Below are 20,792 nucleotides of genomic sequence, written 5' to 3'. Positions count from 1 at the left end.
ATGTCGTTGACAGGCGAACGAAGTGCTGACAAGTGTTTTAGCGCTATACGGGATTGGAAGCCGGTGCGAGTCCGGCACGGTCGCGCCACTGTGATCGGCACCAGCCGAAAGTCAGGCCTTATCTCGCAGCATCGTTGGATCAACGGGACGCAGCATCCCACAGGAGGTCAAAATGTCCGACACCACCTTCGCCCCGACCTACGGCCCGGTTGCGATTCCCGTTCGCGAGCTTCTGCCCTGGGCAATCTTCGCCGGCCTGATGCTGATGCTGATGATCTATTTCGTCGGCGCGGAAGAAGGCGCGACGTCGCTGATTAGGGGCACGGCGGTGCACGAGTTCGTGCATGACGGCCGCCACCTGCTCGGCTTCCCCTGCCACTAGGAGCGGTTCAGCGAAGGCTGAACCGTCCTAGGTTTTGGTCTGACGCAATTCCGGACGGAAAACCGTTGCACACTTTTCCTGGAATTGCTCTCGAGCAGTTCGGCATCGCTGATGCCGTTCTGAGTTTTGGTCTAACGCAATTCCGGGCGGAGAAACGCTTCGAATTTCTCCCGGGATTGCTCGAAGGGACTCTGGCATGGTCGGAAAACTGTTGCTGCGCGGCATGCTTGTCGGGCTGGTCGCGGGGATTCTGGCATTCGCCTTCGCCCGCGTCTATGGCGAGCCGCAGGTCGACAAGGCAATCGCCTTCGAGGAACAGCAGGCCCAGGCGGCCGGCGAGGCGCCGGAGCCCGAAATGGTCAGCCGCGCCACGCAGGCCGGCATTGGCCTAGCGACCGGCGTGCTGGTCTATGGCGCCGCTCTCGGCGGGCTGTTCTCGCTGGTCTTTGCCTATGCCTATGGCCGGCTGGGCTCGCTCGGCCCGCGCGGCACCTCGGCGCTCATCGCGCTGCTCGGATTCCTGTCCGTAGTCGTGGTTCCGAGCCTCAAATATCCGGCCAACCCGCCGGCGGTCGGCAATGCCGAAACGATCGCCTACCGCACCGAATTGTTCTTCATCATGATCGTGGTCTCAATCGCGGCGATGGTGGCGGCGGTCGGGCTGGCGCAGCGGCTTTGGAACAGGCTCGGCGCCTGGAATGCCTCGATCGTGGCTGGGCTCGCCTTCCTCGTCGTCTTCGCGCTGGTGAAGGCGGCCCTGCCCGACATCAACGAGGTGCCGGAGAACTTCTCGGCGACGGTGCTTTGGCAGTTCCGGGTCGCATCGCTCGGCATCCAGTTGGTGCTGTGGACCGTCGTCGGGCTCGGCTTCGGCGCGGCTGCCGAGCGCGTGGTCGCGTTGCGCGACCAGCGCGGGCCTGCCCGCCGCTACGCCTGAAATCGCATGCGTCGGCCGCCAAGGTTCCTCGCCCTGGCGGCCAATTTCCTTTTGGCGACCGCCCTGCTGGCAACGCCGGCCACATCCGCGCACGCTCATAGCGGCTCCTCGGCCCCACCTCCGCCCGGCATCCAGATCCCCAGCCTCACCCACGGCCAGATGGCGGTGATCGCGCGCTACCGCGGCGATATCCTCGACCTTGCCCAGCGCCAAACCCTGACCGACCCGACCTTCCGGCGGCTCTACAATCACGGCAATTTGCAATTCACCTACTGCCTGTGGGGGCTGATGCCGGGCAGCCTCGGCGACGAGGAGAGCCCGTTCAACGAATGCAGCCACGCCTATCTCGCCACCGCCAAGGCGCTGCTCGCCTATATGGCGACAATGCCCACAGCCGCAGGCGACGCGAAGGCGCTGATCTCCGACATCGATGCCGACATGGTGCGCAGCGGCGCCTCTTGGATCCTTTGTCAGTATAGCGGCGAGGCCTTCAGCACCGGTGCGGTCGTCGAGCCACGCTGGCGGAATGTGTTCTTGCACCTGCCGAGCCTGGCGGTGCTTCTCGCGACCATCGCAGCGCTGATCGGGGCCAGTTGGGCGGTCTTGGGCGGACCGCGAGCCCGCACAGCCTAGCCGAGGGCCTCGTGCTGGCGTAAGCATCGGCAATTGTCCGGCTCCCGGATTCGCAGTCGCCAGCCATGTTCGCCGCCGAAGCCTTCGCCGTCACCGCCGCCATGTGTAGCGCGCTGAGCTCCATGTTCCTCAGCGAGCTCAAGGGGCGCGTTCCCCTGCTCCAGCTTGCCCGGTGGCAGATGCTCGCGACTTTCGTGATGACCGGCTCGGTGTCGCTGGCGATCGGCGGCTGGCACACGATCGGACCAAGGGAGTTCTGGCTGCTTGCGGGATCGAGCTTCGCCGGCATCAGCATCGCCAGCACGACCTATTTCGCCACCATCTATTCGGTCGGCCCGCGCATCACGGCGCTGCTCTTCTCGCTCACCTCGCCTTTCGCGCTGGCGCTCGGTTATCTGGTGCTCGGCGAAACCGTCAGCCGCTGGCAGGCGCTGGGCGTGGCGCTGGTGCTTGCAGGCATCGTGCTTGCCATCGGCATGCCGCGACGCTTCCTCAAGCGCGGCGACCTGGCGCCGGCCATGCCAGTCGTCACTCCTTCCACAGTGCCCGTCAGCACCGTGCCCGGCCCGCCGCTCACCGGGCGCCTCGGACCAGGCATCGTGCTCGGCGTGACGACGGCGCTCGGCCAGGCGATCGGCACCCTTCTGGCGCGACCGGCAATGGCCGCCGGCGTCGAGCCGTTCACGGCCATGGCGCTGCGCTCGGGCCTCGCCGTGATCCTGTTTATCGCGCTCACGGCAACTCCGTTCGGCAAAGGCAAGCGAGAGGCCGTCCAGTTCGGCACGGTGGGGCTTGCCGTGCTTTCCGCCTTCGTCGGCACCTCGCTCGGCATGTCCTGCCTGATGGCCGCGCTGCGCACCGGCCATGTCGGCATCATCTCGACGCTGTCCTCGATGACGCCGGTCATCATCCTGCCGATGGTGTGGCTGCGCAGCGGGCAAAGGCCGACCGCGGCCGCCTGGGCCGGAGCGCTTCTCGCCATCGCCGGCACCGCGCTGATCAGCGTGCGGTGATCTGATGGCTTCGCCTAGTCACGGCGACCGGACGCGGTGTCTGCCGCGAAATCCTGCTTCACGCGGATCGGCCGGGCCATGCCGGGACGCGGCGCAGAGGCAACCAAAGACTTGTTTTCCCGTTTATTTCAGCAACGGGCGGCAACAGTCATGTCGTCAGCCAATTGGCTCCCGGCCAACAGCCGCACGGAGCAGGAAGGAGGCCGCAATGATACGGCCCGTTGTTGTCGAAATAGGGGATAGGGTAGCGGTGGTCGCGACGGTGACCGAGCGCGTCAAGGACCGTGTGATGCTGACGCTCGACGGCGACAGCCATAGTTACTCGATGGTCGAGCCCAATGCCAAGGTGGGCGACAAGCTCAGGCTTGAGGGCGAGGTTGTCCATGTCGACGAGGATCTCGGACGCACGACCATACAGGTGCTGGGGCGCGTAAGCGTCGACACCAATTCGGTCGAGATGATCACGCGACGTTGCGATCTCGACCATATCGGCTCCAACGTGCCTGGCCACCCGCGCCCGCGCACTCCGCCGACACCGCACGGATGACGCGATCGCCACCCCTTGGCGAAAACTAACTAGTGCCGCTTGAAATATTGCACTTCGCGTTCGTGCTTTTCGGCGGCTTCGCGCGACTTGAAGGTGCCCAGATTGCGGCGCTTGCCGGTCCTGGGATCGATCTTGCGTGAATAGAGCCGGTATTCGCCGGATTTCAGCTTGCGGATCATGGCGGTCTCCTTGTGAACCGGACTCTAACCCGGCCGAGGCCGTCGCGGTTCCAGGCTGCCGGCCCCGCTCCGGAGGCAAGAAAGCGATGCTGTCGGTGAACCATTTCACGGACGCAAACGACCCAATGTCGGAATCGACACCGCAACGACACGATTGGGTCGGATTATTTGCATTCAAATGACTTTCGCGACGTTATGCGGATGTCGCTGAAGTGCCGGATCTGAGGAGGGTGAGATGGTTACGGCGAAACTTCATGGCGTTGAACTCGTCAAGGGCCAGAAGTGGACGGTGCGCGTCACCGCCTATGGCACGACGCTCATTTTCCCCTTCGAAGCCGAGCAGCACGCGCGCTCCTATGCCGACGGCCAGGCCTTCCGCCTCGGCGTCGAGGTCGTGGAATTGAAGGATTGCGCCTGAACGGCTCTCAGATGGCTTGAAGCCCGGCGCACCCGTATATTGGCGGCATGCCTATGCTCGATGCGGCAAAGCAGTGGGCGCGCAACATCAAGCGCGACGTGGTGGCGCTCTGGATTGCCGCCCGCGACCCGCGTGTTCCCTGGTATGCAAAAGCCACCGCGGGCGCTGTCGCGGCCTATGCGCTGAGCCCTGTCGACCTCATCCCGGACTTCATCCCGGTCATCGGTTACCTGGACGACCTGCTGATCGTGCCTGTCGGCATCATGCTCGCCGTCAAGCTGGTCCCGGCCGATCTGATGCGGGAATTCCGCGAAGAAGCCATGCGACGCGAGAAGCCGGTGAGCAAGGCCGGGCTCGCCTTCATGCTCGCGCTCTGGGCGATGGCGGCGGTGGCGCTCACCTGGCTGTTCTGGCCGAAGCCGGCCTAGCTGCTTCAGCCGTTGTGACAGCTCACGCGTCAGCATTCACCCTCCCGGCAGCTAAATTAGCCATGACTTGTAATTGGTGTAAATCAGGACCATGCTAGTGGGAACGCGTGAAGCGACATGCGCAAACGGGCAGGTCAAAAAGGAATCGAGCGTGATGGAGTTCGCAGTCTGCTACGACCACAGCGGGTTCGATCTGGCGTGGTCGATCTTCCTCGATATCACAGCTTTCTTCGCGCTCATTACGCCATGGGCGGTCGCGCGGCTGGTCGAGATATCGCGCGAGGATGGCGCGGCCCGACTACAGGCGACCTGAGGCTGAAAGCCGCAAGGATCTAGCCCTCGCGGACGACCTTTCGAATCGGCAGGTCGCCGAGCAACGCCGAACAGTCGATCTCCTCCTGGAAGTGCGCCTGCGGATCGAGCACCAGCCACGAAGCGTGGATGCGAAGGTCCTTCAGCCTGGCGTTTTTTTGTGCCCGCGCCAAGCGCTCGGCCTCGGCAACCGAGGCCTGGAAAGGCCTTTCGGCCTTATGATGATGAGAGATCCTCGACATCGCGGCGGAAAACGCGCTTGCCCGCTTTTCGTTCCGTCGAGGAAGGACGACCGGACGCAGCCCGTCCTGAAGCGTGTCCCGTCCGCGAGGGGACTCGCTCGCGTTCCCGCGCGGTAATACGCCCGCCACACGCGCGTTCTTTAAATCGCGCCGTGTCTCCAGCGGTGCCGAACATGAAGGATGCCGAAACAGCGGTGGGGTAGCCCGGCCTGCCTTGGCGGTAAAAGAGTACGGCTCTTTGACAGGCAGGCCGGGCTAAAGCGCCGACCATTGGGTTTCCTTGGGGGGAGCCGGCGCGGGGTTAGAGTGTCCATTTCCCGTTGCGCCCGCAATTGTTGCTGAGGTCCTATGCGCCAACGCAATGGTCCGACCGGCCGGAGCGCCCATGAATGCCACCCAGCGTCGGAGCGCCCGACCGTCAAGCCTCCGTAAGACGGCTGCCTTTTTGCACTGTCTTCTTGACGAAAAGCTCGGCGTGCTGCGCCCATTCCGCTTCCACGACATCGTTCTCACGAACAGACTGCCTGAACGCTTCCCGCAGCGCCTCGAGCTCAAAGATCGACAACCGCTGATTTCTTTTTTTCTTGTCTGTGCCGGCGTCCATAATGCCAAGACCCGCAAGGTTTTAGCCCGTTATATATGCGGCGGTTGTTCAGCCCATCAACAGCTTGGCCTGACTTCTTTTGGGTGCAAATCTTACCGCGACCCCAGCGGCTTATGTCGGGATGGAGCGGCCGACGGGACGCGGAGTTCCGAGCGGGCCGGTCGTTATATTTGGAACCACAACGAAGGAACAGACGACGGTGAAACGGCCGACATCTGTCGGCATCGACCTCCGTGTAGCGCTGTATCCGCCGAAGCATATGTTCTTTTGGTGTGGACCTCAGGCCTAATTGGTGATTGTCTCTGCATAGCAGAGCCGCAAGAGATGATCCAAATCCAGGTGGCAACCCGCCCGCGTCTTCCCCGTCGACAGGGGTGGCGCGGGCTTTTGCCGTCGGGAAGCATGAGCCCCCCGGCCGCGAATCGGGGCGCACGCCGCTGCGGGCCGGCAAATCGCCCACCATTAACCTTCCCCATGGGCACGGACCAAGGTCGGTGTCGCAATTGCCTGCCCTCGCCTATACTCTCCCGGACGGGCGGGTGAGCGGTGTCGATGTTTGGGAGGTATTTAAAACGTCTTGCACGAATCTGGAGCGGGCTCTCACTGGCCTGGCAGTTCGTGATCGCGGGTGGCATCGGCCTTCTTGCCGTGATGCTCGTGGTCGGGCTGTGGGTGACATCGCAGATCCGTGACGGCGTGCTGCACAACTCAGCCGCGACCACCGCGCTCTATGTCGACAGCGTGATCGCGCCGCTGCTGCCGGACATGCGCAAGAGCCAGGAACTCGACGACACGGTCAAGCGGGCCTTGGACGAGACGCTCGGCCAGGGTGCGCTTGGGAAAAGGCTGGTGTCGTTCAAGCTGTGGCGGCGCGACGGCACAGTCCTCTACTCAAAGGACGCCGGCCTTATCGGCAGGCAGATCAAGCCCAACGCCAATCTCATCGCCGCATTCGCCGGCAACGTCATGGTCAAATACAACAGGCTCGAAGACGAGGAAGATGACAAGGAGCGGTCGATGGGCGTTCCGCTGCTGGAAATCTACAACCCGGTGCGCGAGCCCTGGTCGGGAGAGGTCGTGGCCGTGACCGAATTCTACGAATTGTCCGGCGACTTCGAGGAATCGCTGCACTCGGCCCTTTTATGGACGTGGCTGGTGGTGGCGGGCGCCACGGCGGCGGCGCTGGCGCTGCTCTCCGGCATTGTCTTCCGCGGCAGCCGCACCATCGTCACTCAGCAGGCCGCGCTCGAGGCCAAGGTTTCCGAACTGCAGGCGGCGCTGGCGCAAAATTCGTCGCTGCGCCAGCGCGTGCAGCGCGCCTCGCGCCGCGCCGCCGCCATCAACGAACGCTATCTGAGGCGCATCGGCGCCGACCTGCATGACGGGCCGGCGCAACTGGTGGCGCTTGCGGCGCTCCGGATGGACAGCCCGTTGCTGGTCGATCCGACCACATCGAGCACGTTGCGCGAGGCAGAGATCGCCGGCATCCACAAGACGCTCGGCGAAGCGATGCGCGAGATACGCGGCATCTGCAACGGTCTGGTGCTGCCGCAGATCGAGACGCAGGCCATCGCCGACATCTTGCGGCTCGCGGTGGCCGAGCACGAACGGCGGACCGACACCAAAGTGTTGCTAACCCTGCCCGAGCGCTTGCCGGAACTCGGCACCTCGGAAAAGATCAGCATCTATCGCTTCGTGCAGGAAGGCCTGAACAACGCCTTCCGGCACGGCAAGGGCAAGGGCCAGCAAGTCAGGGCCACGACAAAGGGCGGCAAGCTCCTCGTCGAGGTCGTGGATACCGGCCCCGGCTTTGATCCGGCCCGAAGCGAGGGCCTTGGACTTGCGGGCCTGAGAGAACGTATCGAAAGCATAGGCGGTCAGTTCGAAACGCTGACCGGCCCGGGAGGAACAAGACTGGTGATCACCTTGTCTGTCGAGGAGCAACCGTGAGCACGTCCATCCGTATCGCAATAGTCGACGACCATCCCCTGTTTCGCGAGGGCGTGGCGCGCAGCCTCGGCGAAATAGGCGGCTTCGAGCTCGTGGGCGAAGGCGCCAGCGCCGAAGACGCCGAAAGGCTGGCGCGCGCCAGCACGCCCGATATCCTCCTGCTCGATATCAGCATGCCGGGCGGCGGCCTCAATGCGCTGGCCGGCATCCTTGCAGCGATGCCCGAGCAGAAGGTCGTCATGCTCACCGTCTCTGAGACCAATGCCGACGTTGCCCAGGCATTGAAGGCGGGCGCGCGCGGCTATGTGCTGAAAGGCGTCGGCTCCAAGGCGCTGGCCGAGATCCTGCGCGATGTCGCCAACGGCCAGAGCTACGTATCGCCGAGCCTCTCTGCCAGGCTGCTTTCCGACCTTCTGCAGCCCACCGGCAGCAAGCCCGACCCGCTAGCCCAGCTCACCGGCCGCGAGGCCGAAATCCTGAAACTGGTCGCGGAGGGGCTGAGCAACAAGGAGGTCGCCGCCCGGCTGTCGCTGCAGGAGAAGACGGTCAAGCATCACATGACCAGGGTGCTCGCCAAGCTCAACGTGCGCAACCGCACCGAAGCGGCGCTGCTGATGCATGAGGCGAGGGAGAGGAATTAGAGGAACTGAGGAAGAATTAACGAAACTGGAGAGCTGAGAGGGACCCCTCTCTTTAATTTTTCGGTTTCTTCAGTTCCTCAATTCTCCAGTTCCTCAGTTCCCATCCCCTCACAAGTTCAGCAGGCGCGACACGTCGTCCTCGGTCGCCTGCCGGTTGATGATGGTGCGGCCTTGCGCGTCCTTCATCTCGAAACGACCGTTCTGGACTTGCTCCTTCATGCCGTTGCGATGAACGACGGTAACCTTATCGCCGTCGATCGAGAGCGTGTCGCCGGTTGCGGCGTTGGTGTAGCTGTTCTTGCTGCCGGGATTGGTATTGCCCTTGCCGTTGTTGTTGCCAGGTCCGGCATTGGGGTTGCCGCCGCCGGCGTTGCTGTTGCCGTTGTCGCCTTGACCATTGCTGTTGCCGTTGTTGCCGCCATTGCTGGAATTCGAGCCGCCGGCGGAACCGGAATTCGAGCCGCCGGCGGAACCCGAATTGCCGCCGCTGCCGTTTCCGCCATTGCCGTTGCCGCCATTGCCGTTGCCGCTTCCATTGCCATTGCCGCCGGCATGGGCCGTGGCGGCAGCAATTCCCGGCACGCCGTCAAAGGTGACGTGCCATGGCGCGAGCGCCAGCGCCAGCGCGCTCGACACGCGCAGGACAAACCAGACCATCCTGAGTGACCTGGCCGCCGTCATGGTCTAGTTAGGCGAGATCAAAGGTGCAGCGGCGCCCTCATCGTTTTCGCCCTGATCATCATTGTCATCGCCCTGATCGTCGGCGGTTTCGCCATGATCGTGTTCGGCGCCGTCGTCGTCATCGCCATCATGACCGCCACCCTGGCCGTCATGGTCGCCACCGTCATGGTCGCCGCCGTCATGGTCGCCACCATCGTGGTCGCCGCCGTCGCCGCCACCGTCGTGGCCGCCGTCACCGCCTCCGTCATGGCCGCCATCGCCGCCGCCGCCATGGCCACCCTCGCCGCCGCCGCCACCTTCGCCCTCTGCATAGGCAGCCGATGGGGCCAGCCTGGCGCCGTCGAGCGTCAGATGATAGGGCGCGATGGTGAGAGCCAGCGCGGTCGAAGCGCGCAAGGCGAGCCAGACGAGCTTGCTGACAGGAAGGTTTTGCATCTTTTCTCCTCGTTCGGTCCCGCTTCGGCACGCCGAAGCTCCGCTCGCGCGCACGGTCGAGGCGCGACCGGTGTCTTCACGCAGGCGAGGATTCACATTCCGGCAGAAGACGAAAGCGGCCCACGACCCATGCCCCGACCGGTCGGACCATTTCCGCCGGCGTGACTGACCAATGTCGCAGGCGGCGGACATCGCCAAGTTTTAAAAAATTACCCCCGCACGAAGGCGGGGGTAAGGTGAGTAGCCAAATTCTACCGCAAGACGATCAGGACCGCAGAGACGAAGCAAAAGGTGGCAACCTGATTTTGCAGCGCTGACCTTCGGTCCCTTAAGATCTAATCCCGATAAAACCTCGCTCTCACAAACTTTGTCTCACAAACTCTTCAGGCGATTGAGATCGGCCATGGTTGCCTTGCGGTCGACGATGGTGCGTCCGTACTTGTCTTCCATCCTGAACCGGCCGTTCTCGATCTTCTCCTTCATTCCATTGCGGTGCGTGACCTCAATTTTGGTGCGGGTGGCTTCAACCTTGTCGCCCGTCAGGGCGTTCACATGATCATCGACATCCGCGGTGCTTGCCGCGCTGGCGTTGCTGTTCTTGCCCTTGTTCCCGTTTCCGTTGTCGCCGCCGCTGTTCCCGTTTCCGTTGTCGCCGCCGCTATTGCCGTTTCCGTTGTTGCCGCCGCTATTGCCGTTTCCGTTGTTGCCGCCATTGCCGGAATTCGAGCCACCGGCCGAACCGGAATTGGAGCCGCCGGCCGAGCCGGAATTGCCGCCATTCCCGCTATTGCCGCCCCCGTTACCGTTTCCACCACCCTTGCCGCCGCCACCGCCATTTCCACCGCCGCCGTTTCCACCGCCACCGCCGCCCTTACCGGCATAGGCCTTGGTCACGACCAAACCATCGACGGAGAGACTGAAAGGCGCGACAACAAGCGCCAACGCAATCAGCGCTCGCAAGACCAGCCTGCAGCCCCTGCGCTCCAAGCGCATTCCGCTCTCCCCATGCCAGCCCTTCAGCCCGTCGGCCGAGCTACCCCACCGGCAATGTCGCAGCATGAGCATCCCCAATCAGCAGGTCATAAGGAAGTGGCCCACGACCCTTGTCTTGTCCACTCGGACTTATTGCGTTTTGCTGTAGGACCTAAGTCTTATTTCAACCACCGGATGTGGTCGGACGCTTCCGTCGCGGGAACATTTTTCCAGGCCGACCAAGCCGTTAACGCGATTCGCGCTCGCGGTATGTTCGCAAGGCGCGCTCAAGCCGGCAACGGCACCGGCCGCCGCGCGGCAACCGCCGCGCCGAAGGCGGCGGCAATGACGGCGGCGATGCCAGCGCATTGCAAAGGACTGAGCTTCTCATGCAAAAACAGGAAGCCGGTCAGCGCGCCGCCAGCCGGCTCCAGGCAGACCAGCATGCCGTAGACCTTGGCGGGCATGCGGGCGAGCACCAGCATTTCCAGATAGAAGGGCAGCGCGCTGGAGAACAGGCCGACCACCGCGGCGCCCGCCATGACATGCGGGTCGGTGAGGTAGGCTTGAGCGGCGTTAAAGCCGAAAGGCAGCGCGAGCACGGCGGCGATCGCCATTCCATAGGCGGAGGTGCGCACGCCGAGCTCGGCACCGGCCTTCTGCGCGAAAATGATGTAGAGCCCCCAGCAGGCGCCCGCCGCCAGCGCCAGCGCCACGCCCAGCAGATCAAGCCCGCGGCTCACACCGGCAAAGGGCGACAAAAGCACGATGCCGACGACGGCCAGCGCCACCCAGACAAGGTCGAGCAGGCGCCTGGAACCGAGCGTGGCGACGAACAGCGGCCCGGTGAATTCGAGCGCCACGCAGATGCCGAGCGGAATGCGCTGGAGCGCGGCATAGAACAGCATGTTCATGGCGCAGACCGTGACGCCATAGGCGGCGAGCCAAGGCAGGTTTTTCCACGAGGGCAGCACCTTCCAGGGCCTCAGCACCACCGCCAGCATCAGCGCGCCGATGGCGAGCCTCAGCATGGTCGTGCCTTCCGAACCCAGGACCGGGAACAGCCCCTTGGCAAAGGCTGCACCCACCTGCACCGACAGCATTGCGCCAAGCAGGCCAAGCACGGGCATGGCACCGAGATGCGTCTCCGGTTTTGCAATCGGCGTCGACGTCACTTGTTCTCCATCCCTCCATATGTTCGGGGGAGATAAAGCCTCGCGGTGGCGCTGTCGTGAGGCACCAGCCGGCGGATGGTGGGGCAAGGCGTCCGCCTGCCGCACCGCACAAAGCCTTGAATCCAACACGCTTTTTGTGGAGTTTCGAATATATTCGGAAGGTACAAAGGCCGACGGTTTCGATGCTTTCAACGTTCTCGTTCTGGTTGCCGGGCCGTTATGCAAACACTACCTACGATAAATCCCTAAAAAAATCAGACTAACTGCCCATAAACACATAGGACTATTGGGCATCTCGGCGAATAACTTCACCGGCATAAATATTACTCCCGCCACGGCCCATCACATATTTATTTCAAAGCCGCGGGCATTTTGTGTTGCGCTGCAATATGGACCGCGAGAAACCCTTGGCGGGTACACAGTGGAGGATGCCGTTACCTTGACCCCGATGGGCATTCCGCTGAGCCGCAACGACAGCGCTCGCGGGGCCATGCACAGCGGATGCCGCTGATGGCGAACGCGCGCGACATTCAGTTGGACGCGTTGCGGGCCGTCGCCGTGACGCTGGTGCTCTACTCGCATTTCTTCGCCCCAGGCGGTTCGTCATTCGTCGGCCATCTCGGGGTCAGGTTGTTCTTCGTGCTCTCCGGCTTCCTTATCACCCGGCTATTGCTCGATGCGCGTGACGCAGAGGCATTCGCCGCAGGGGCGGCGCTGCGTTCCTTCTATGCCAGGCGCATGCTCAGGATATTCCCGCCCTATTTCGCCGTGTTGGGGCTCGTGTGGTTTGCCTCGGAGCAATCCAGGGCCTCGTTCGCCTGGCATGCGCTCTACCTCTCGAATTTCTGGTATGCGCGGCAAAACGACTGGACGCCCTGGCTGCTCTGCCATTTCTGGAGCCTCAGCATCGAGGAGCAGTTCTACCTGGTCTGGCCGCTGATCGTGCTTCTGGCACCGCGCCGACATATCGAGGCGATCACCATCGGCGTCATCGCCTTCTCGCTCGCCTACCGGCTCTACGGGCCGATTGCCGCCAGCCCGGCGCTTGCCCGCGACCTGCTGCCTCCGGCCTCGATGGACGCCCTTGGCTGCGGCGCCCTGCTTGCCGTGCGCCGCGCCAGAGGCGCAGATGCGCCGCAATGGGTGCGGCTCTGCTGGCCGGCCCTGGCGGTGGTGTTCCTGTTGGTGGTCCGGTCCGATCCCGGGCCGGCGAATTCGGCCTGGGAGTGGCCGCGCTGGGCGCTGGTGCAGATGCTGCCGCTGGTGCCGATGCTGGCAATCGTCGCCGCATGCTCGACCGGCCTGCGCGGCACGCTGGGCAGGCTGGCCGAACTCCCCCCGCTGCTGTGGCTCGGCCGCATCAGCTACGGCGTATACCTCTATCATTCGATCCTTCTCGCCTTGACCGTCAGGGCGCAGTCATGGATCCCGGTCAACGTCTCGGAACAGGGGCCGGGGCGGTTCCTTGTCGCGGGAACCGCCACGCTGGCCGTTGCCTCGCTCTCCTGGATGTTTTTCGAGAAACCGCTCAACGGTCTCAAGCGCTATTTCCCCTATGTCGCGCCGTCGCGTCGTCGCGGCGCGCGCGAGGAGCGCGGGTTCGGCGCCCTCCCGCCGCTCGATCTGCGGCCAACGGACCAGAGCCGGCCATGACCGCGGCACCTCTCATCTCCGTGCTCTTGCCGGTCTACAATGCCGAGCCCCATGTGGCCGCTGCGGTGCAGTCGATCCTGCGGCAGGACTACGGCAGGATCGAAGTCATCGCCATCGACGACGGGTCGACCGACCGGTCGCTGGAGATCCTCGAATGCTGCCGCCGGGACGACAGCCGGGTATCCATAATCTCGCGCGAAAACCGCGGGCTTGTCGCCAGCCTCAACGAGGGACTGGAGGTCGCGCGGGGCGAGTTGGTCGCGCGGATGGACGCCGACGACTTCGCCTATCCCTGGCGCCTGTCGCGCCAGGCAGCGCTGTTCGCCGCGCGACCGGAGCTCGGCTTCTGTGGCGCGCTCGTAGACACGCTGCTGCACGGCCGCATCGCCCGGGGCCGGCTCGATCCGGTGTTCCGTCTCAGCCTGCCCGTGCTGTCGAAATTCTTCACCGTCTTCATGCATCCGACAGTGGTCTACAATCGCAAGGTCATCGGCGAGGCCGACCTCCACTACGACGGCTTCTACCGGCATGCCGAGGATTTCGACCTTTTCCGGAGGTTGGCCGAGCGCTATCCGACGGCGCTGATCCCGGAAAGCCTGCTGGTCTACCGCATTCATCCCGGCAGCGTGACCAGCCTGCACAGCAAGGAGATGCGTCGCACGCACCTCAGAATTGTCTGCGAGAATCTGGAGAGCGAGGGACTGACGGAAGATGGCGCGACCCTGCGCGCCATCGGCGACACGGTCACCTCCGACACCGTGGCCCGGGCAGCGGCTTTCATCCGTGCGCTTGAGGAGCGGATCGCCGCCCTTCCCGATACGACGAGGCCGAGCTTCGAGGCCGGCGCGCTCAACTTGTTCTATTTCCTCTACCAGCTCGTCAATGACGAGGAGCGGCCGGCGCTGGCGCATGAATTGCTGACGCTGACGGGGAAGTGGAACGCGATCCGCCGCCGCGAGAAATACGCGCTCCGCCCCGGCGCCTGGGCGCCCTGGCTGAGCCAGGCTTCGATGTGGGCCGGCAAACGCGCCGACTGGGTCGCCTACCGCCTCAAATCCGCCCCGGCCGCATCAGTGCTCGCGCCTTATCGGGTGGAGGCGGCATGAACGTCGAGCGCCATCGGCTGCCGCGCAATGTTCGCCCGGCCCTGCCCGCTCCGCCCTGGCCGCAGCGGCCGGCGGTCTCCTTCATTGTCTGCACGCGCGACCGCCTCGCGGTGCTCGAGGCCTGCATCGATTCGATCCGCGCCGCCTGCCGGGCGCATCCGGCCTTCGCGGCCGAGCTGGTGGTGGTCGACAACGGTTCGCGCGACGGCACGGCCAGCTATCTTTCGTCGACCGCCGCCATCTCTGACATCGCCCTGACCGCAATCTCGGAGCCCCGCCCCGGGCTGGCGGCGGCGCGCAATGCGGGGCTGGCGCGTGCGCGCGGGCAGGTACTGGTGTTCGTCGACGACGACTGCCGCCTCGACGGCAACTACCTCGTCGACCTGGAGCGGCATTATGCGAGCGGCGAGAAATGGCTGATCCGCGGCGGCCGCGTCGAGATCGGCGACGCGCGCGACCTGCCCTTCACCATCAAACGCTGCGACAAGCGCGAAGTGCTGACGCGGGCCGTCCATCCGGGGGGCTTCGTGCTAGGCTGCAACATGACCATGCACCGCGAGGTCGCCGCCTTGATCGGTCCCTTCGACGAGCGCTTCGGCGCCGGCGGGGCGCTGCGCTCGGCCGAGGACACGGACTATCTGGTGCGGGCGATGCTTGCCGGCATGGCGGTGGAATATGTGCCCGACATGACGATCTTCCACCATCATGGCCGGCGCAACCGCGAGGCGATCGACCGTCTACATCGCGACTATCATTTCGGCAACGGTGCGCTCTGCCTCAAGCATCTACGTCGCGCGCCGTGGCTGCTGCGACATTTCTACTGGGCCGCGCGCGCCGCTCTGCGCGAGCTTGCCGGCGGCCCCAGATTCGATGGCGATCTCGGCCTGTCGCATTGGCCGATCGTTCTGATGAACCTCGCGGGCGCGGCAAAATTCGCGTTTCTGGTGCTGGCCAGACATCCGTCGCGACAAGCGCGAAGCGCCCAGCAAACGCCGGAGGCCGGCGTGGAGGCCAGCGCGCCGTGAGCGAGCGGCCGACCCTGTCGATGCTGCGCCAGGCGCTCGGCCGCCGGCAGCTCGGCCTGCTGCCGATCGTCGTCGCGCTCGGGCTTGCAAGCGCGGCGCTCGAAGGTTTCGGCATCGGCCTGATCATCCCGTTGCTCGGCATCATCATGGGGCATGGCGACACAGCCGGCATGGCCGGCTTCTCGGCGCTGCTGCAAAAGGTTGGCGCGGGGCTTGGCGAGCGCGAGCGGTTGATCGCGATTGCGGCCGCGATTCTCGGCTCGATCCTGCTCAAGAACCTGCTTGCCTTCGCCAACTCGGTGCTCACGGCTCACATCTATGGCAAGGCCGGCCAGGCAATCCGCGCGGCGCTCGCCGGGCGGCTGCTCGAGGTCGGCTATCCCTTCTTCCTGAGGGAAAGCCCAGGACGCCTGCTCAACATCATTTCCAATGAATCCTGGCGCGCCTCCGACGCCGTCCAGGCAATGCTGGGCTCGATCGTCAGCGCCTCGGCCGCACTCATCCTGCTAGGCTTCCTTTTGCTGCTCTCCTGGAAGATGACGCTTCTGGTGATGATCGGGCTGGCGCTGGTGCAAGGGGCGCATATGGCGCTGTCGGCGCATCTGAAGGCGCCCAGCCGCAGCGTTACGGCGCGCAACAGCGCCCTGGCCTCGCGGATGCTGCACCTTGTGCATGCCGGCCGGCTGATCCGCATCTTCGGCCAGGAAGAGCGCGAAAAGGCGGCATTCGAGACGGCATCGGACAGCGTGCGCCGGGCGGCCTTCCAGCTCGCCAACCGCCAGGGGGCGCTGGGACCGCTCACGGAAGTGCTGCACGCCATGCTGTTCCTGGCGGTGGTGATCGGCGCCTGGCTCGCGGGCTTGAGCTTCCCCCTGGTCGCCGCCTTCCTCATCCTGCTCTACCGGTTGCAGCCGCATGTCAGGGCGCTGCAGATGACCTGGAGCCAATTGCAGGGGCTTTCCGGCTCGCTGGACGAGGTGAACTGGCTGCTCGATCCGACGGGAAAGCCGGCGCCGCCGCAAGGCAGCCGGCCCTTCGCCACTTTAAGAGAAAGAATCGCCTTCCAGGGCGTTAGCTTCAGCTATGCCAATGAGGAGCAGCGCGCGGCGGTGCTGCATGCGGTGAGCTTCGACATAAGAAGCGGCCGCTCCACCGCGCTGATCGGCCGCTCCGGCGCCGGAAAGACGACCATCGTCAACCTGCTGTGCCGCTTCGTCGAGCCGGACGGCGGACAAATCCTCGTCGACGGCACCGCGCTCGGCGAGATCGACCCGGTCGCCTGGCGGGCGCATATCGCCTTGGCCAGCCAGGAGCTGGAACTGGTGGACGGCACCATCCTGGACAACATCACCTATGGCAAGGACAGGGCGAGCATGGAGGAAGCGCGGCGCGCGGCCGAGCTCGCCGAGGCGCATGAATTCATCGAACGCCTGCCGCAGGGCTACCAGACGGTCGTCGGCTATCGCGGCGTCAACCTGTCGGCCGGGCAAAGGCAGCGCATCGCGCTCGCCCGCGCGCTGGTGCGCGATCCGGATATCCTGATCCTCGACGAGGCCACCAACGCGGTCGACGGGCTTTCGGAGGCGGCGATCGTGGAAACGCTGAAGTCACGCGCCGGACGCCGCACCACGATCGTCATCAGCCACCACCACTCGACGATCTCGTTCTGCGACGACCTGGTTATCCTGGACCATGGAAGAGTGAAGAAGCAGGCACCTTTCGCGGAGCTCGCGGCGCGCAGCATGGATGAGCTGTACCGGCCGGAGTGAGGGGGACGGCGGCCTTGCGCCTTCGTCATCCTAAGGCGGAGCAAGGAGCGAAGCGACGCGCGCAAACCCTAGGATGACGAAGGGTTGGCGCAGCCCCCTCCCCGATCCGCTTTGCGGATCGACCCTCCCCACAAGGGGGAGGGTAAAAGATCACCCCGCCATGGCGAGCGGCACGGCGCTCTTGTTGGGGATCTGGATGTCGATCTCCAGCGTCGACATGGTAGCACCCCGGTCCATCGAGACCTGGAGATAGTCCTGGTCGATCTGCACATGCTTGGCAATGACCGCCATGATCTCCTCGCGCAGGATGGAGACGAGATCCGGCTGGCCGCGGCTCTGGCGCTCATAGGCGAGCAGCAGCTGCAGCCGCTCGCGCGCCACGGGCGCGCTGGTGCGCCGCTTGAAGAGGTCGAGGATGCTCATGCGGCCCTCCTTCCGAGAAGCCGGTCGAGGAAGCCCTTGCGTTCGAAGGGGACGACCACCGGCAGGTCCTCGCCCTCCAGGCGTCTTGCCGCTTCGAGATAGGCTTTCGCGGCGGAATTGATCGGCTCCGAGAGCGTCACAGGGGAGCCGAGGTTAGAGGCGCGCAGCACATCCTGGCTTTCCGGGATGATGCCGAGCAGCGGGGTGGAGAGAATCTCCAGCACGTCGTCGATCGACAGCATCTCGCCGCGCGAGGCGCGCGCCGCGTCGTAGCGGGTGACCAGCACGTGCTTCTGGATCAGCTCGCCCTGCTCAGCCTTCATGGTGCGGGCGTCGAGCAGGCCGATGATGCGATCGGAGTCGCGCACCGACGACACTTCCGGGTTGGTGACGATGACGGCCTCGTCGGCGAAGCGCATGGCAAGCTGGGCGCCGCGCTCGATGCCGGCCGGGCTGTCGCAGAAGACATAGTCGAACACCGAGCGCAGCCGGGCGATGACTTCCGCCACGCCCTCCTCCGTCAGCGCGTCCTTGTCGCGGGTCTGCGAGGCAGGCAGCAGATAGAGCGTCTCCAGCCGCTTGTCGCGGATCAGCGCCTGCGAGAGCTTCGCGGTGCCCTGGATGACGTTGACGAGGTCGAACACCACGCGGCGCTCGGCGCCCATGATGAGGTCGAGGTTGCGCAGGCCGACGTCGAAATCGACCAGCGCCACCTTCTTGCCGGTCTTGGCCACGGCGGCGCCGAGCGCAGCCGTCGAGGTCGTCTTGCCGACGCCCCCCTTGCCCGATGTGACCACGACTACCTTGCCCATATTCATCCAGCCTCCGTTGGCGGTTTTTATTCTCTGGTCCGTGCATGGCACGGCGGGATTGTCATTTCTTGGTGCATGCCGTTCTCCCAAAACCGCTGGGCACTTTTGGGCGACATGCACTGTCAGCCTCGCACGCGAAGCCGGTCCGAAGCTTGCGCGTCAGCCCAGCGGCACCACGCACAGCGCATCATTGTCGAGGAAGGCCTGCACGGCCTTGCCGCGCGAGACGCCTTCCATTTCCTCGGCCGTCGTGTACCAGCCGTCGACGGCGAGCAGCTCGGCCTCGTTCTTGCGGCAGAAGATGCGTGCCGAAACATTGCCTTCCGAGCCGGCGATCGCGCGGCCGCGCAGCGTGCCATAGACATGGATCGAGCCGCCGGCGACGATTTCGGAACCGGACGCGACCGAGCCCAGCACGATGACGTCGCCATGCGGATGGAAGACCGACTGTCCCGAGCGGATCGGCGCCTTGATCATCAGCGTGCCGGCCGAAGGCAGCGCCGGCTCGGCGCCAGTGCTTGCGGCTTGCGCAGGTTCGATCCTGACCGCTTCCAGCCGCGCCAGCTCGGGATCCACCGGCTCGTCGCCGGACATCTCGATATGGGAAACGTCCGCCGGCGCCGGCTCCGCGGCGGGTTGGGCCGCCTGCTCTGCCTCCGCCCGCTCCACCGCGGCGGCTTCGAGTTCCTCGGCCCGCGCCTTGCGCGCGGCCCGACCCAGCAATCCTTCGGCGGTCGCTTCCTTGGCGCCGGCGAGCAGCGGCGGCAGCTCGGGCCCGAGCTCGGCGCCCTCCAGCTCGATGGCATAGACGCGGATGCCGCGCGAGCCGAGCACGCCGACCAGCGCGCCAATCTCCTCCGGCCCCGGCTGCAGGAGGTTGAGATCCAGCACCACCGGGCGCCCGTTGAAATAGCCCGGCGAGTTGGCGATCCAGCGATCCAGCCCCTCCAGCCAGTCGGCGATCGGCGCCTCCGGCGTCAGCGTGAAGGCGACGAAGGAACGGGCGCGAAAGCGGATGGATTTGTTGTGCAGGGGGGCGGCGAAGGTCACGTCCGGGCGAATCCTTACTCAATGGTTAAAGGGTGCCGGGCGAATGGTTAACAAAAGGTTAATTTTGGGGATCGAGGCCGTTAAGGAAGTGGCGCGGCTAAGTTCTGTGGCAACGCGGTGACAGGGCCCGCCGATGCCGCTATCGTCCCACCACAGCCTGGCGGAAAGCAAGGGAGATCATGTCATGGAGATCAGCAGACCTGAGGACGTTGCGGCCGCGTTCGCCGATGCCTGGAACAGGCATGACATGGACGACTTCGCGGCACTGTTTTGCGAGGACGCCAATTTCGTCAATGTCGTGGGCATGTGGTGGAAGAACCGGGCCGAGATCGAAGCGGCGCACCGTGCGACGCATGAGACCATGTTTCGCGACAGCCGGCTGGAGGGCGCCGCCGCATCCGTCGTCGAGCTGTCTCCGGGCCTGGCATCGGTGCACTACAGATGGACCCTGACCGGCGCGTCCGCCCCCGACGGCTCGCCAGCCGGAACGCGGGAGGGCATCCTGCTTCTGGTGGTGAAGAAGGAACAGTCCGGCTGGCGTATCAAGGTGGCCCAGAACACCGACATCGTCCCAGGCGCGATCGCTCCCCCTGCCCGCGCAAGCAGATAGAACGGTCAAGCCTCGCTCCAGTCGCGCATGTGAAGCGGCTAATATACCGGAGATGCCAAGCCAAGCACCATCCCGTCCGGGACTTTCCACTTTTTCGGGACAAGGAGACGGGCATGGGCATCGATCGGGAAGACTGCAAGCGAGCAGGCAAGGCGGGCACGACACTGGCAGCGCTGATGCTGCTTGCGGGCTGCATGACGCACCAGCAGGCAGGCATAGACGCATACCGGACGAGCAGCATCGACCAATGGCTGACGACGGCCGACGCCGACAAGGTGGTCAGCGCCATGAGCGCGAAGGGCATGATGCCGGCGACAATCGACTGCCGCTTTGCCGACACTACACCGGGCCAAGTGGCCTACCTATCAAAATTCACCTGGAAGCGGGCGCCTGCCAACACACGCTACCACTGGGAAGTGGGCGACCCGGCCTATCTCGCGAGTAGGGAGGTGAGGGCCAACCAGGTTGGGTTGAAGCGGGTGGATGCGAAACTGGTGCGGGATGCGGCGACCGGGCAGAAGGTTGGGTGCTCGGTTTGGGCGGGTTGAGGGATGCGAGGGGCGGAACAGATGGTCTGTGACGGCCAAAGGCGCAGCCCGTGAAATGTGTCGGGCTAGTTGCCGACTCAATTATCAATTCCCTCCAGATACAGATACAGTCGCCTTATCAAAATAATCAAGCATACAGCCGATTTCTGCCCTCGACTCGAACCTGTGGCTGTGAATGAATATTCCATTCATTTTTTGGGGGGACCGGCAATGGCTTGGTACAAATATGAACAGTTCCTAAGCAAGA

26 protein-coding genes and 1 riboswitch are annotated in these 20,792 nt (G+C 64.6%); of the genes, 16 read left to right on the top strand and 10 right to left on the bottom strand.

From position 1 onward, the window contains the following. Nucleotides 1-28 precede the first annotated feature (28 nt). Nucleotides 29-172, top strand: a riboswitch (adenosylcobalamin (AdoCbl) riboswitch). From MJ8_RS12225 to MJ8_RS12205, 5 genes are all read left to right on the top strand, one after another. Continuing rightward, nucleotides 173-382, top strand: a complete 210-nt coding sequence (locus MJ8_RS12225; RefSeq protein WP_128260795.1) for a CbtB domain-containing protein — start codon at nucleotides 173-175, stop codon at nucleotides 380-382. A gap of 196 nt (nucleotides 383-578) precedes the next feature. After that, nucleotides 579-1,319, top strand: a complete 741-nt coding sequence (locus MJ8_RS12220; protein ID WP_201414598.1) for a CbtA family protein — start codon at nucleotides 579-581, stop codon at nucleotides 1,317-1,319. Between the two features lie 6 nt (nucleotides 1,320-1,325). Next, nucleotides 1,326-1,952, top strand: coding sequence for a hypothetical protein (locus MJ8_RS12215; RefSeq protein ID WP_201414597.1), 627 nt, complete (start codon nucleotides 1,326-1,328; stop codon nucleotides 1,950-1,952). Nucleotides 1,953-2,017: 65 nt separating this feature from the next. Then, the gene (locus tag MJ8_RS12210) at nucleotides 2,018-2,965 is read left to right on the top strand and encodes a DMT family transporter (protein ID WP_201414596.1); all 948 of its coding nucleotides are present in this window, start codon (nucleotides 2,018-2,020) and stop codon (nucleotides 2,963-2,965) included. Nucleotides 2,966-3,173: 208 nt separating this feature from the next. Beyond that, nucleotides 3,174-3,512, top strand: coding sequence for a hypothetical protein (locus tag MJ8_RS12205; RefSeq protein ID WP_201414595.1), 339 nt, complete (start codon nucleotides 3,174-3,176; stop codon nucleotides 3,510-3,512). Nucleotides 3,513-3,541: 29 nt separating this feature from the next. Here the strand turns inward: MJ8_RS12205 and MJ8_RS12200 are convergent, their stop codons facing one another. Further along, nucleotides 3,542-3,691 (bottom strand): hypothetical protein, encoded by a 150-nt coding sequence (locus tag MJ8_RS12200; RefSeq protein ID WP_112100506.1) that lies wholly within the window; start codon nucleotides 3,689-3,691, stop codon nucleotides 3,542-3,544. A gap of 235 nt (nucleotides 3,692-3,926) precedes the next feature. Between MJ8_RS12200 and MJ8_RS12195 the strand changes: the two genes are divergently transcribed. The 3 genes from MJ8_RS12195 (at nucleotide 3,927) to MJ8_RS12185 (ending at nucleotide 4,850) form a co-directional block, all read left to right on the top strand. Next, entirely contained in the window at nucleotides 3,927-4,109 is a 183-nt protein-coding gene (locus MJ8_RS12195) for a hypothetical protein (protein WP_201414594.1), read from the top strand. Nucleotides 4,110-4,156: 47 nt separating this feature from the next. Continuing rightward, nucleotides 4,157-4,537 (top strand): YkvA family protein, encoded by a 381-nt coding sequence (locus tag MJ8_RS12190; protein ID WP_201414593.1) that lies wholly within the window; start codon nucleotides 4,157-4,159, stop codon nucleotides 4,535-4,537. Between the two features lie 151 nt (nucleotides 4,538-4,688). Beyond that, entirely contained in the window at nucleotides 4,689-4,850 is a 162-nt protein-coding gene (locus tag MJ8_RS12185) for a hypothetical protein (protein WP_201415646.1), read from the top strand. A gap of 19 nt (nucleotides 4,851-4,869) precedes the next feature. Here the strand turns inward: MJ8_RS12185 and MJ8_RS12180 are convergent, their stop codons facing one another. Both MJ8_RS12180 and MJ8_RS12175 read right to left on the bottom strand, forming a co-directional pair. Further along, nucleotides 4,870-5,220: a hypothetical protein gene (locus MJ8_RS12180; protein ID WP_201414592.1), complete on the bottom strand. Its 351-nt coding sequence runs from the start codon at nucleotides 5,218-5,220 to the stop codon at nucleotides 4,870-4,872. A gap of 289 nt (nucleotides 5,221-5,509) precedes the next feature. Next, on the bottom strand, nucleotides 5,510-5,695 hold the full coding sequence (locus MJ8_RS12175; protein WP_201414591.1) for a hypothetical protein: 186 nt from the start codon (nucleotides 5,693-5,695) through the stop codon (nucleotides 5,510-5,512). A 552-nt stretch (nucleotides 5,696-6,247) separates the two neighbouring features. Here MJ8_RS12175 and MJ8_RS12170 point away from each other — a divergent pair. Then, the gene (locus tag MJ8_RS12170) at nucleotides 6,248-7,645 is read left to right on the top strand and encodes a sensor histidine kinase (protein WP_201414590.1); all 1,398 of its coding nucleotides are present in this window, start codon (nucleotides 6,248-6,250) and stop codon (nucleotides 7,643-7,645) included. Further along, nucleotides 7,642-8,286, top strand: a complete 645-nt coding sequence (locus MJ8_RS12165; RefSeq protein ID WP_201414589.1) for a response regulator — start codon at nucleotides 7,642-7,644, stop codon at nucleotides 8,284-8,286. Before MJ8_RS12170 ends, MJ8_RS12165 begins: the two co-directional genes overlap by 4 nt. Nucleotides 8,287-8,394: 108 nt before the next feature. Here MJ8_RS12165 and MJ8_RS12160 read toward each other — a convergent pair whose 3' ends face one another. From MJ8_RS12160 to MJ8_RS12145, 4 genes are all read right to left on the bottom strand, one after another. Continuing rightward, nucleotides 8,395-8,943, bottom strand: coding sequence for a hypothetical protein (locus tag MJ8_RS12160; RefSeq protein ID WP_201414588.1), 549 nt, complete (start codon nucleotides 8,941-8,943; stop codon nucleotides 8,395-8,397). A 27-nt stretch (nucleotides 8,944-8,970) separates the two neighbouring features. Beyond that, nucleotides 8,971-9,402, bottom strand: coding sequence for a hypothetical protein (locus MJ8_RS12155; protein WP_201414587.1), 432 nt, complete (start codon nucleotides 9,400-9,402; stop codon nucleotides 8,971-8,973). 372 nt (nucleotides 9,403-9,774) lie between these two features. After that, the gene (locus MJ8_RS12150; RefSeq protein WP_201414586.1) at nucleotides 9,775-10,395 is read right to left on the bottom strand and encodes a hypothetical protein; all 621 of its coding nucleotides are present in this window, start codon (nucleotides 10,393-10,395) and stop codon (nucleotides 9,775-9,777) included. 266 nt (nucleotides 10,396-10,661) lie between these two features. Then, nucleotides 10,662-11,549, bottom strand: a complete 888-nt coding sequence (locus MJ8_RS12145) for an EamA family transporter (protein ID WP_201414585.1) — start codon at nucleotides 11,547-11,549, stop codon at nucleotides 10,662-10,664. Between the two features lie 510 nt (nucleotides 11,550-12,059). On the opposite strand from MJ8_RS12145, the gene MJ8_RS12140 reads away from it, so the two are divergent. The 4 genes from MJ8_RS12140 to MJ8_RS12125 are packed head-to-tail and all read left to right on the top strand — an operon-like array spanning nucleotide 12,060 to nucleotide 17,102. Then, nucleotides 12,060-13,202: an acyltransferase family protein gene (locus MJ8_RS12140; RefSeq protein WP_201414584.1), complete on the top strand. Its 1,143-nt coding sequence runs from the start codon at nucleotides 12,060-12,062 to the stop codon at nucleotides 13,200-13,202. Continuing rightward, nucleotides 13,199-14,308, top strand: coding sequence for a glycosyltransferase family 2 protein (locus tag MJ8_RS12135; protein WP_201414583.1), 1,110 nt, complete (start codon nucleotides 13,199-13,201; stop codon nucleotides 14,306-14,308). The genes MJ8_RS12140 and MJ8_RS12135 overlap by 4 nt, the downstream gene beginning before the upstream one ends. Next, entirely contained in the window at nucleotides 14,305-15,333 is a 1,029-nt protein-coding gene (locus MJ8_RS12130; protein WP_201414582.1) for a glycosyltransferase family 2 protein, read from the top strand. Before MJ8_RS12135 ends, MJ8_RS12130 begins: the two co-directional genes overlap by 4 nt. Nucleotides 15,334-15,353: 20 nt before the next feature. Beyond that, a complete protein-coding gene (locus tag MJ8_RS12125; protein ID WP_201415402.1) occupies nucleotides 15,354-17,102 on the top strand; it encodes an ABC transporter ATP-binding protein in 1,749 nt (582 codons plus the stop codon). A 150-nt stretch (nucleotides 17,103-17,252) separates the two neighbouring features. Here the strand turns inward: MJ8_RS12125 and minE are convergent, their stop codons facing one another. The 3 genes from minE to minC form a co-directional block, all read right to left on the bottom strand. Beyond that, entirely contained in the window at nucleotides 17,253-17,525 is a 273-nt protein-coding gene (minE, locus tag MJ8_RS12120) for a cell division topological specificity factor MinE (protein WP_040973218.1), read from the bottom strand. Further along, a complete protein-coding gene (gene minD, locus MJ8_RS12115) occupies nucleotides 17,522-18,337 on the bottom strand; it encodes a septum site-determining protein MinD (RefSeq protein WP_201414581.1) in 816 nt (271 codons plus the stop codon). Before minD ends, minE begins: the two co-directional genes overlap by 4 nt. A 159-nt stretch (nucleotides 18,338-18,496) precedes the next feature. Further along, complete coding sequence (gene minC / locus MJ8_RS12110; RefSeq protein ID WP_201414580.1) at nucleotides 18,497-19,387, bottom strand: septum site-determining protein MinC; 891 nt, start codon at nucleotides 19,385-19,387, stop codon at nucleotides 18,497-18,499. Between the two features lie 184 nt (nucleotides 19,388-19,571). Here minC and MJ8_RS12105 point away from each other — a divergent pair, with 184 nt between their 5' ends. Continuing rightward, entirely contained in the window at nucleotides 19,572-19,997 is a 426-nt protein-coding gene (locus MJ8_RS12105) for an SgcJ/EcaC family oxidoreductase (protein ID WP_201414579.1), read from the top strand. Nucleotides 19,998-20,110: 113 nt separating this feature from the next. Next, nucleotides 20,111-20,545, top strand: coding sequence for a hypothetical protein (locus MJ8_RS12100; protein ID WP_201414578.1), 435 nt, complete (start codon nucleotides 20,111-20,113; stop codon nucleotides 20,543-20,545). The last annotated feature ends 247 nt before the right edge of the window (nucleotides 20,546-20,792 follow it).

Source organism: Mesorhizobium sp. J8, from assembly GCF_016591715.1.
In the GTDB taxonomy this organism is placed as follows: Bacteria; Pseudomonadota; Alphaproteobacteria; order Rhizobiales; family Rhizobiaceae; genus Mesorhizobium.
Note: the sequence above shows the minus strand (reverse complement) of the source record. Positions and strands in the feature narration are given on the sequence as shown.

What these genes read in the sequence shown, in the direction of transcription:
- MJ8_RS12225 (WP_128260795.1), top strand. Translation starts at nt 173, where the DNA reads ATGTCCGACACCACCTTCGCCCCGACCTACGGCCCGGTTGCGATTCCC.
- MJ8_RS12220 (WP_201414598.1), top strand. Translation starts at nt 579, where the DNA reads ATGGTCGGAAAACTGTTGCTGCGCGGCATGCTTGTCGGGCTGGTCGCG.
- MJ8_RS12215 (WP_201414597.1), top strand. Translation starts at nt 1,326, where the DNA reads ATGCGTCGGCCGCCAAGGTTCCTCGCCCTGGCGGCCAATTTCCTTTTG.
- MJ8_RS12210 (WP_201414596.1), top strand. Translation starts at nt 2,018, where the DNA reads ATGTTCGCCGCCGAAGCCTTCGCCGTCACCGCCGCCATGTGTAGCGCG.
- MJ8_RS12205 (WP_201414595.1), top strand. Translation starts at nt 3,174, where the DNA reads ATGATACGGCCCGTTGTTGTCGAAATAGGGGATAGGGTAGCGGTGGTC.
- MJ8_RS12200 (WP_112100506.1), bottom strand. Translation starts at nt 3,691, where the DNA reads ATGATCCGCAAGCTGAAATCCGGCGAATACCGGCTCTATTCACGCAAG.
- MJ8_RS12195 (WP_201414594.1), top strand. Translation starts at nt 3,927, where the DNA reads ATGGTTACGGCGAAACTTCATGGCGTTGAACTCGTCAAGGGCCAGAAG.
- MJ8_RS12190 (WP_201414593.1), top strand. Translation starts at nt 4,157, where the DNA reads ATGCCTATGCTCGATGCGGCAAAGCAGTGGGCGCGCAACATCAAGCGC.
- MJ8_RS12175 (WP_201414591.1), bottom strand. Translation starts at nt 5,695, where the DNA reads ATGGACGCCGGCACAGACAAGAAAAAAAGAAATCAGCGGTTGTCGATC.
- MJ8_RS12170 (WP_201414590.1), top strand. Translation starts at nt 6,248, where the DNA reads ATGTTTGGGAGGTATTTAAAACGTCTTGCACGAATCTGGAGCGGGCTC.
- MJ8_RS12160 (WP_201414588.1), bottom strand. Translation starts at nt 8,943, where the DNA reads ATGGTCTGGTTTGTCCTGCGCGTGTCGAGCGCGCTGGCGCTGGCGCTC.
- MJ8_RS12155 (WP_201414587.1), bottom strand. Translation starts at nt 9,402, where the DNA reads ATGCAAAACCTTCCTGTCAGCAAGCTCGTCTGGCTCGCCTTGCGCGCT.
- MJ8_RS12150 (WP_201414586.1), bottom strand. Translation starts at nt 10,395, where the DNA reads ATGCGCTTGGAGCGCAGGGGCTGCAGGCTGGTCTTGCGAGCGCTGATT.
- MJ8_RS12140 (WP_201414584.1), top strand. Translation starts at nt 12,060, where the DNA reads ATGGCGAACGCGCGCGACATTCAGTTGGACGCGTTGCGGGCCGTCGCC.
- MJ8_RS12135 (WP_201414583.1), top strand. Translation starts at nt 13,199, where the DNA reads ATGACCGCGGCACCTCTCATCTCCGTGCTCTTGCCGGTCTACAATGCC.
- MJ8_RS12130 (WP_201414582.1), top strand. Translation starts at nt 14,305, where the DNA reads ATGAACGTCGAGCGCCATCGGCTGCCGCGCAATGTTCGCCCGGCCCTG.
- MJ8_RS12125 (WP_201415402.1), top strand. Translation starts at nt 15,354, where the DNA reads ATGCTGCGCCAGGCGCTCGGCCGCCGGCAGCTCGGCCTGCTGCCGATC.
- minE (WP_040973218.1), bottom strand. Translation starts at nt 17,525, where the DNA reads ATGAGCATCCTCGACCTCTTCAAGCGGCGCACCAGCGCGCCCGTGGCG.
- minD (WP_201414581.1), bottom strand. Translation starts at nt 18,337, where the DNA reads ATGGGCAAGGTAGTCGTGGTCACATCGGGCAAGGGGGGCGTCGGCAAG.
- MJ8_RS12105 (WP_201414579.1), top strand. Translation starts at nt 19,572, where the DNA reads ATGGAGATCAGCAGACCTGAGGACGTTGCGGCCGCGTTCGCCGATGCC.
- MJ8_RS12100 (WP_201414578.1), top strand. Translation starts at nt 20,111, where the DNA reads ATGGGCATCGATCGGGAAGACTGCAAGCGAGCAGGCAAGGCGGGCACG.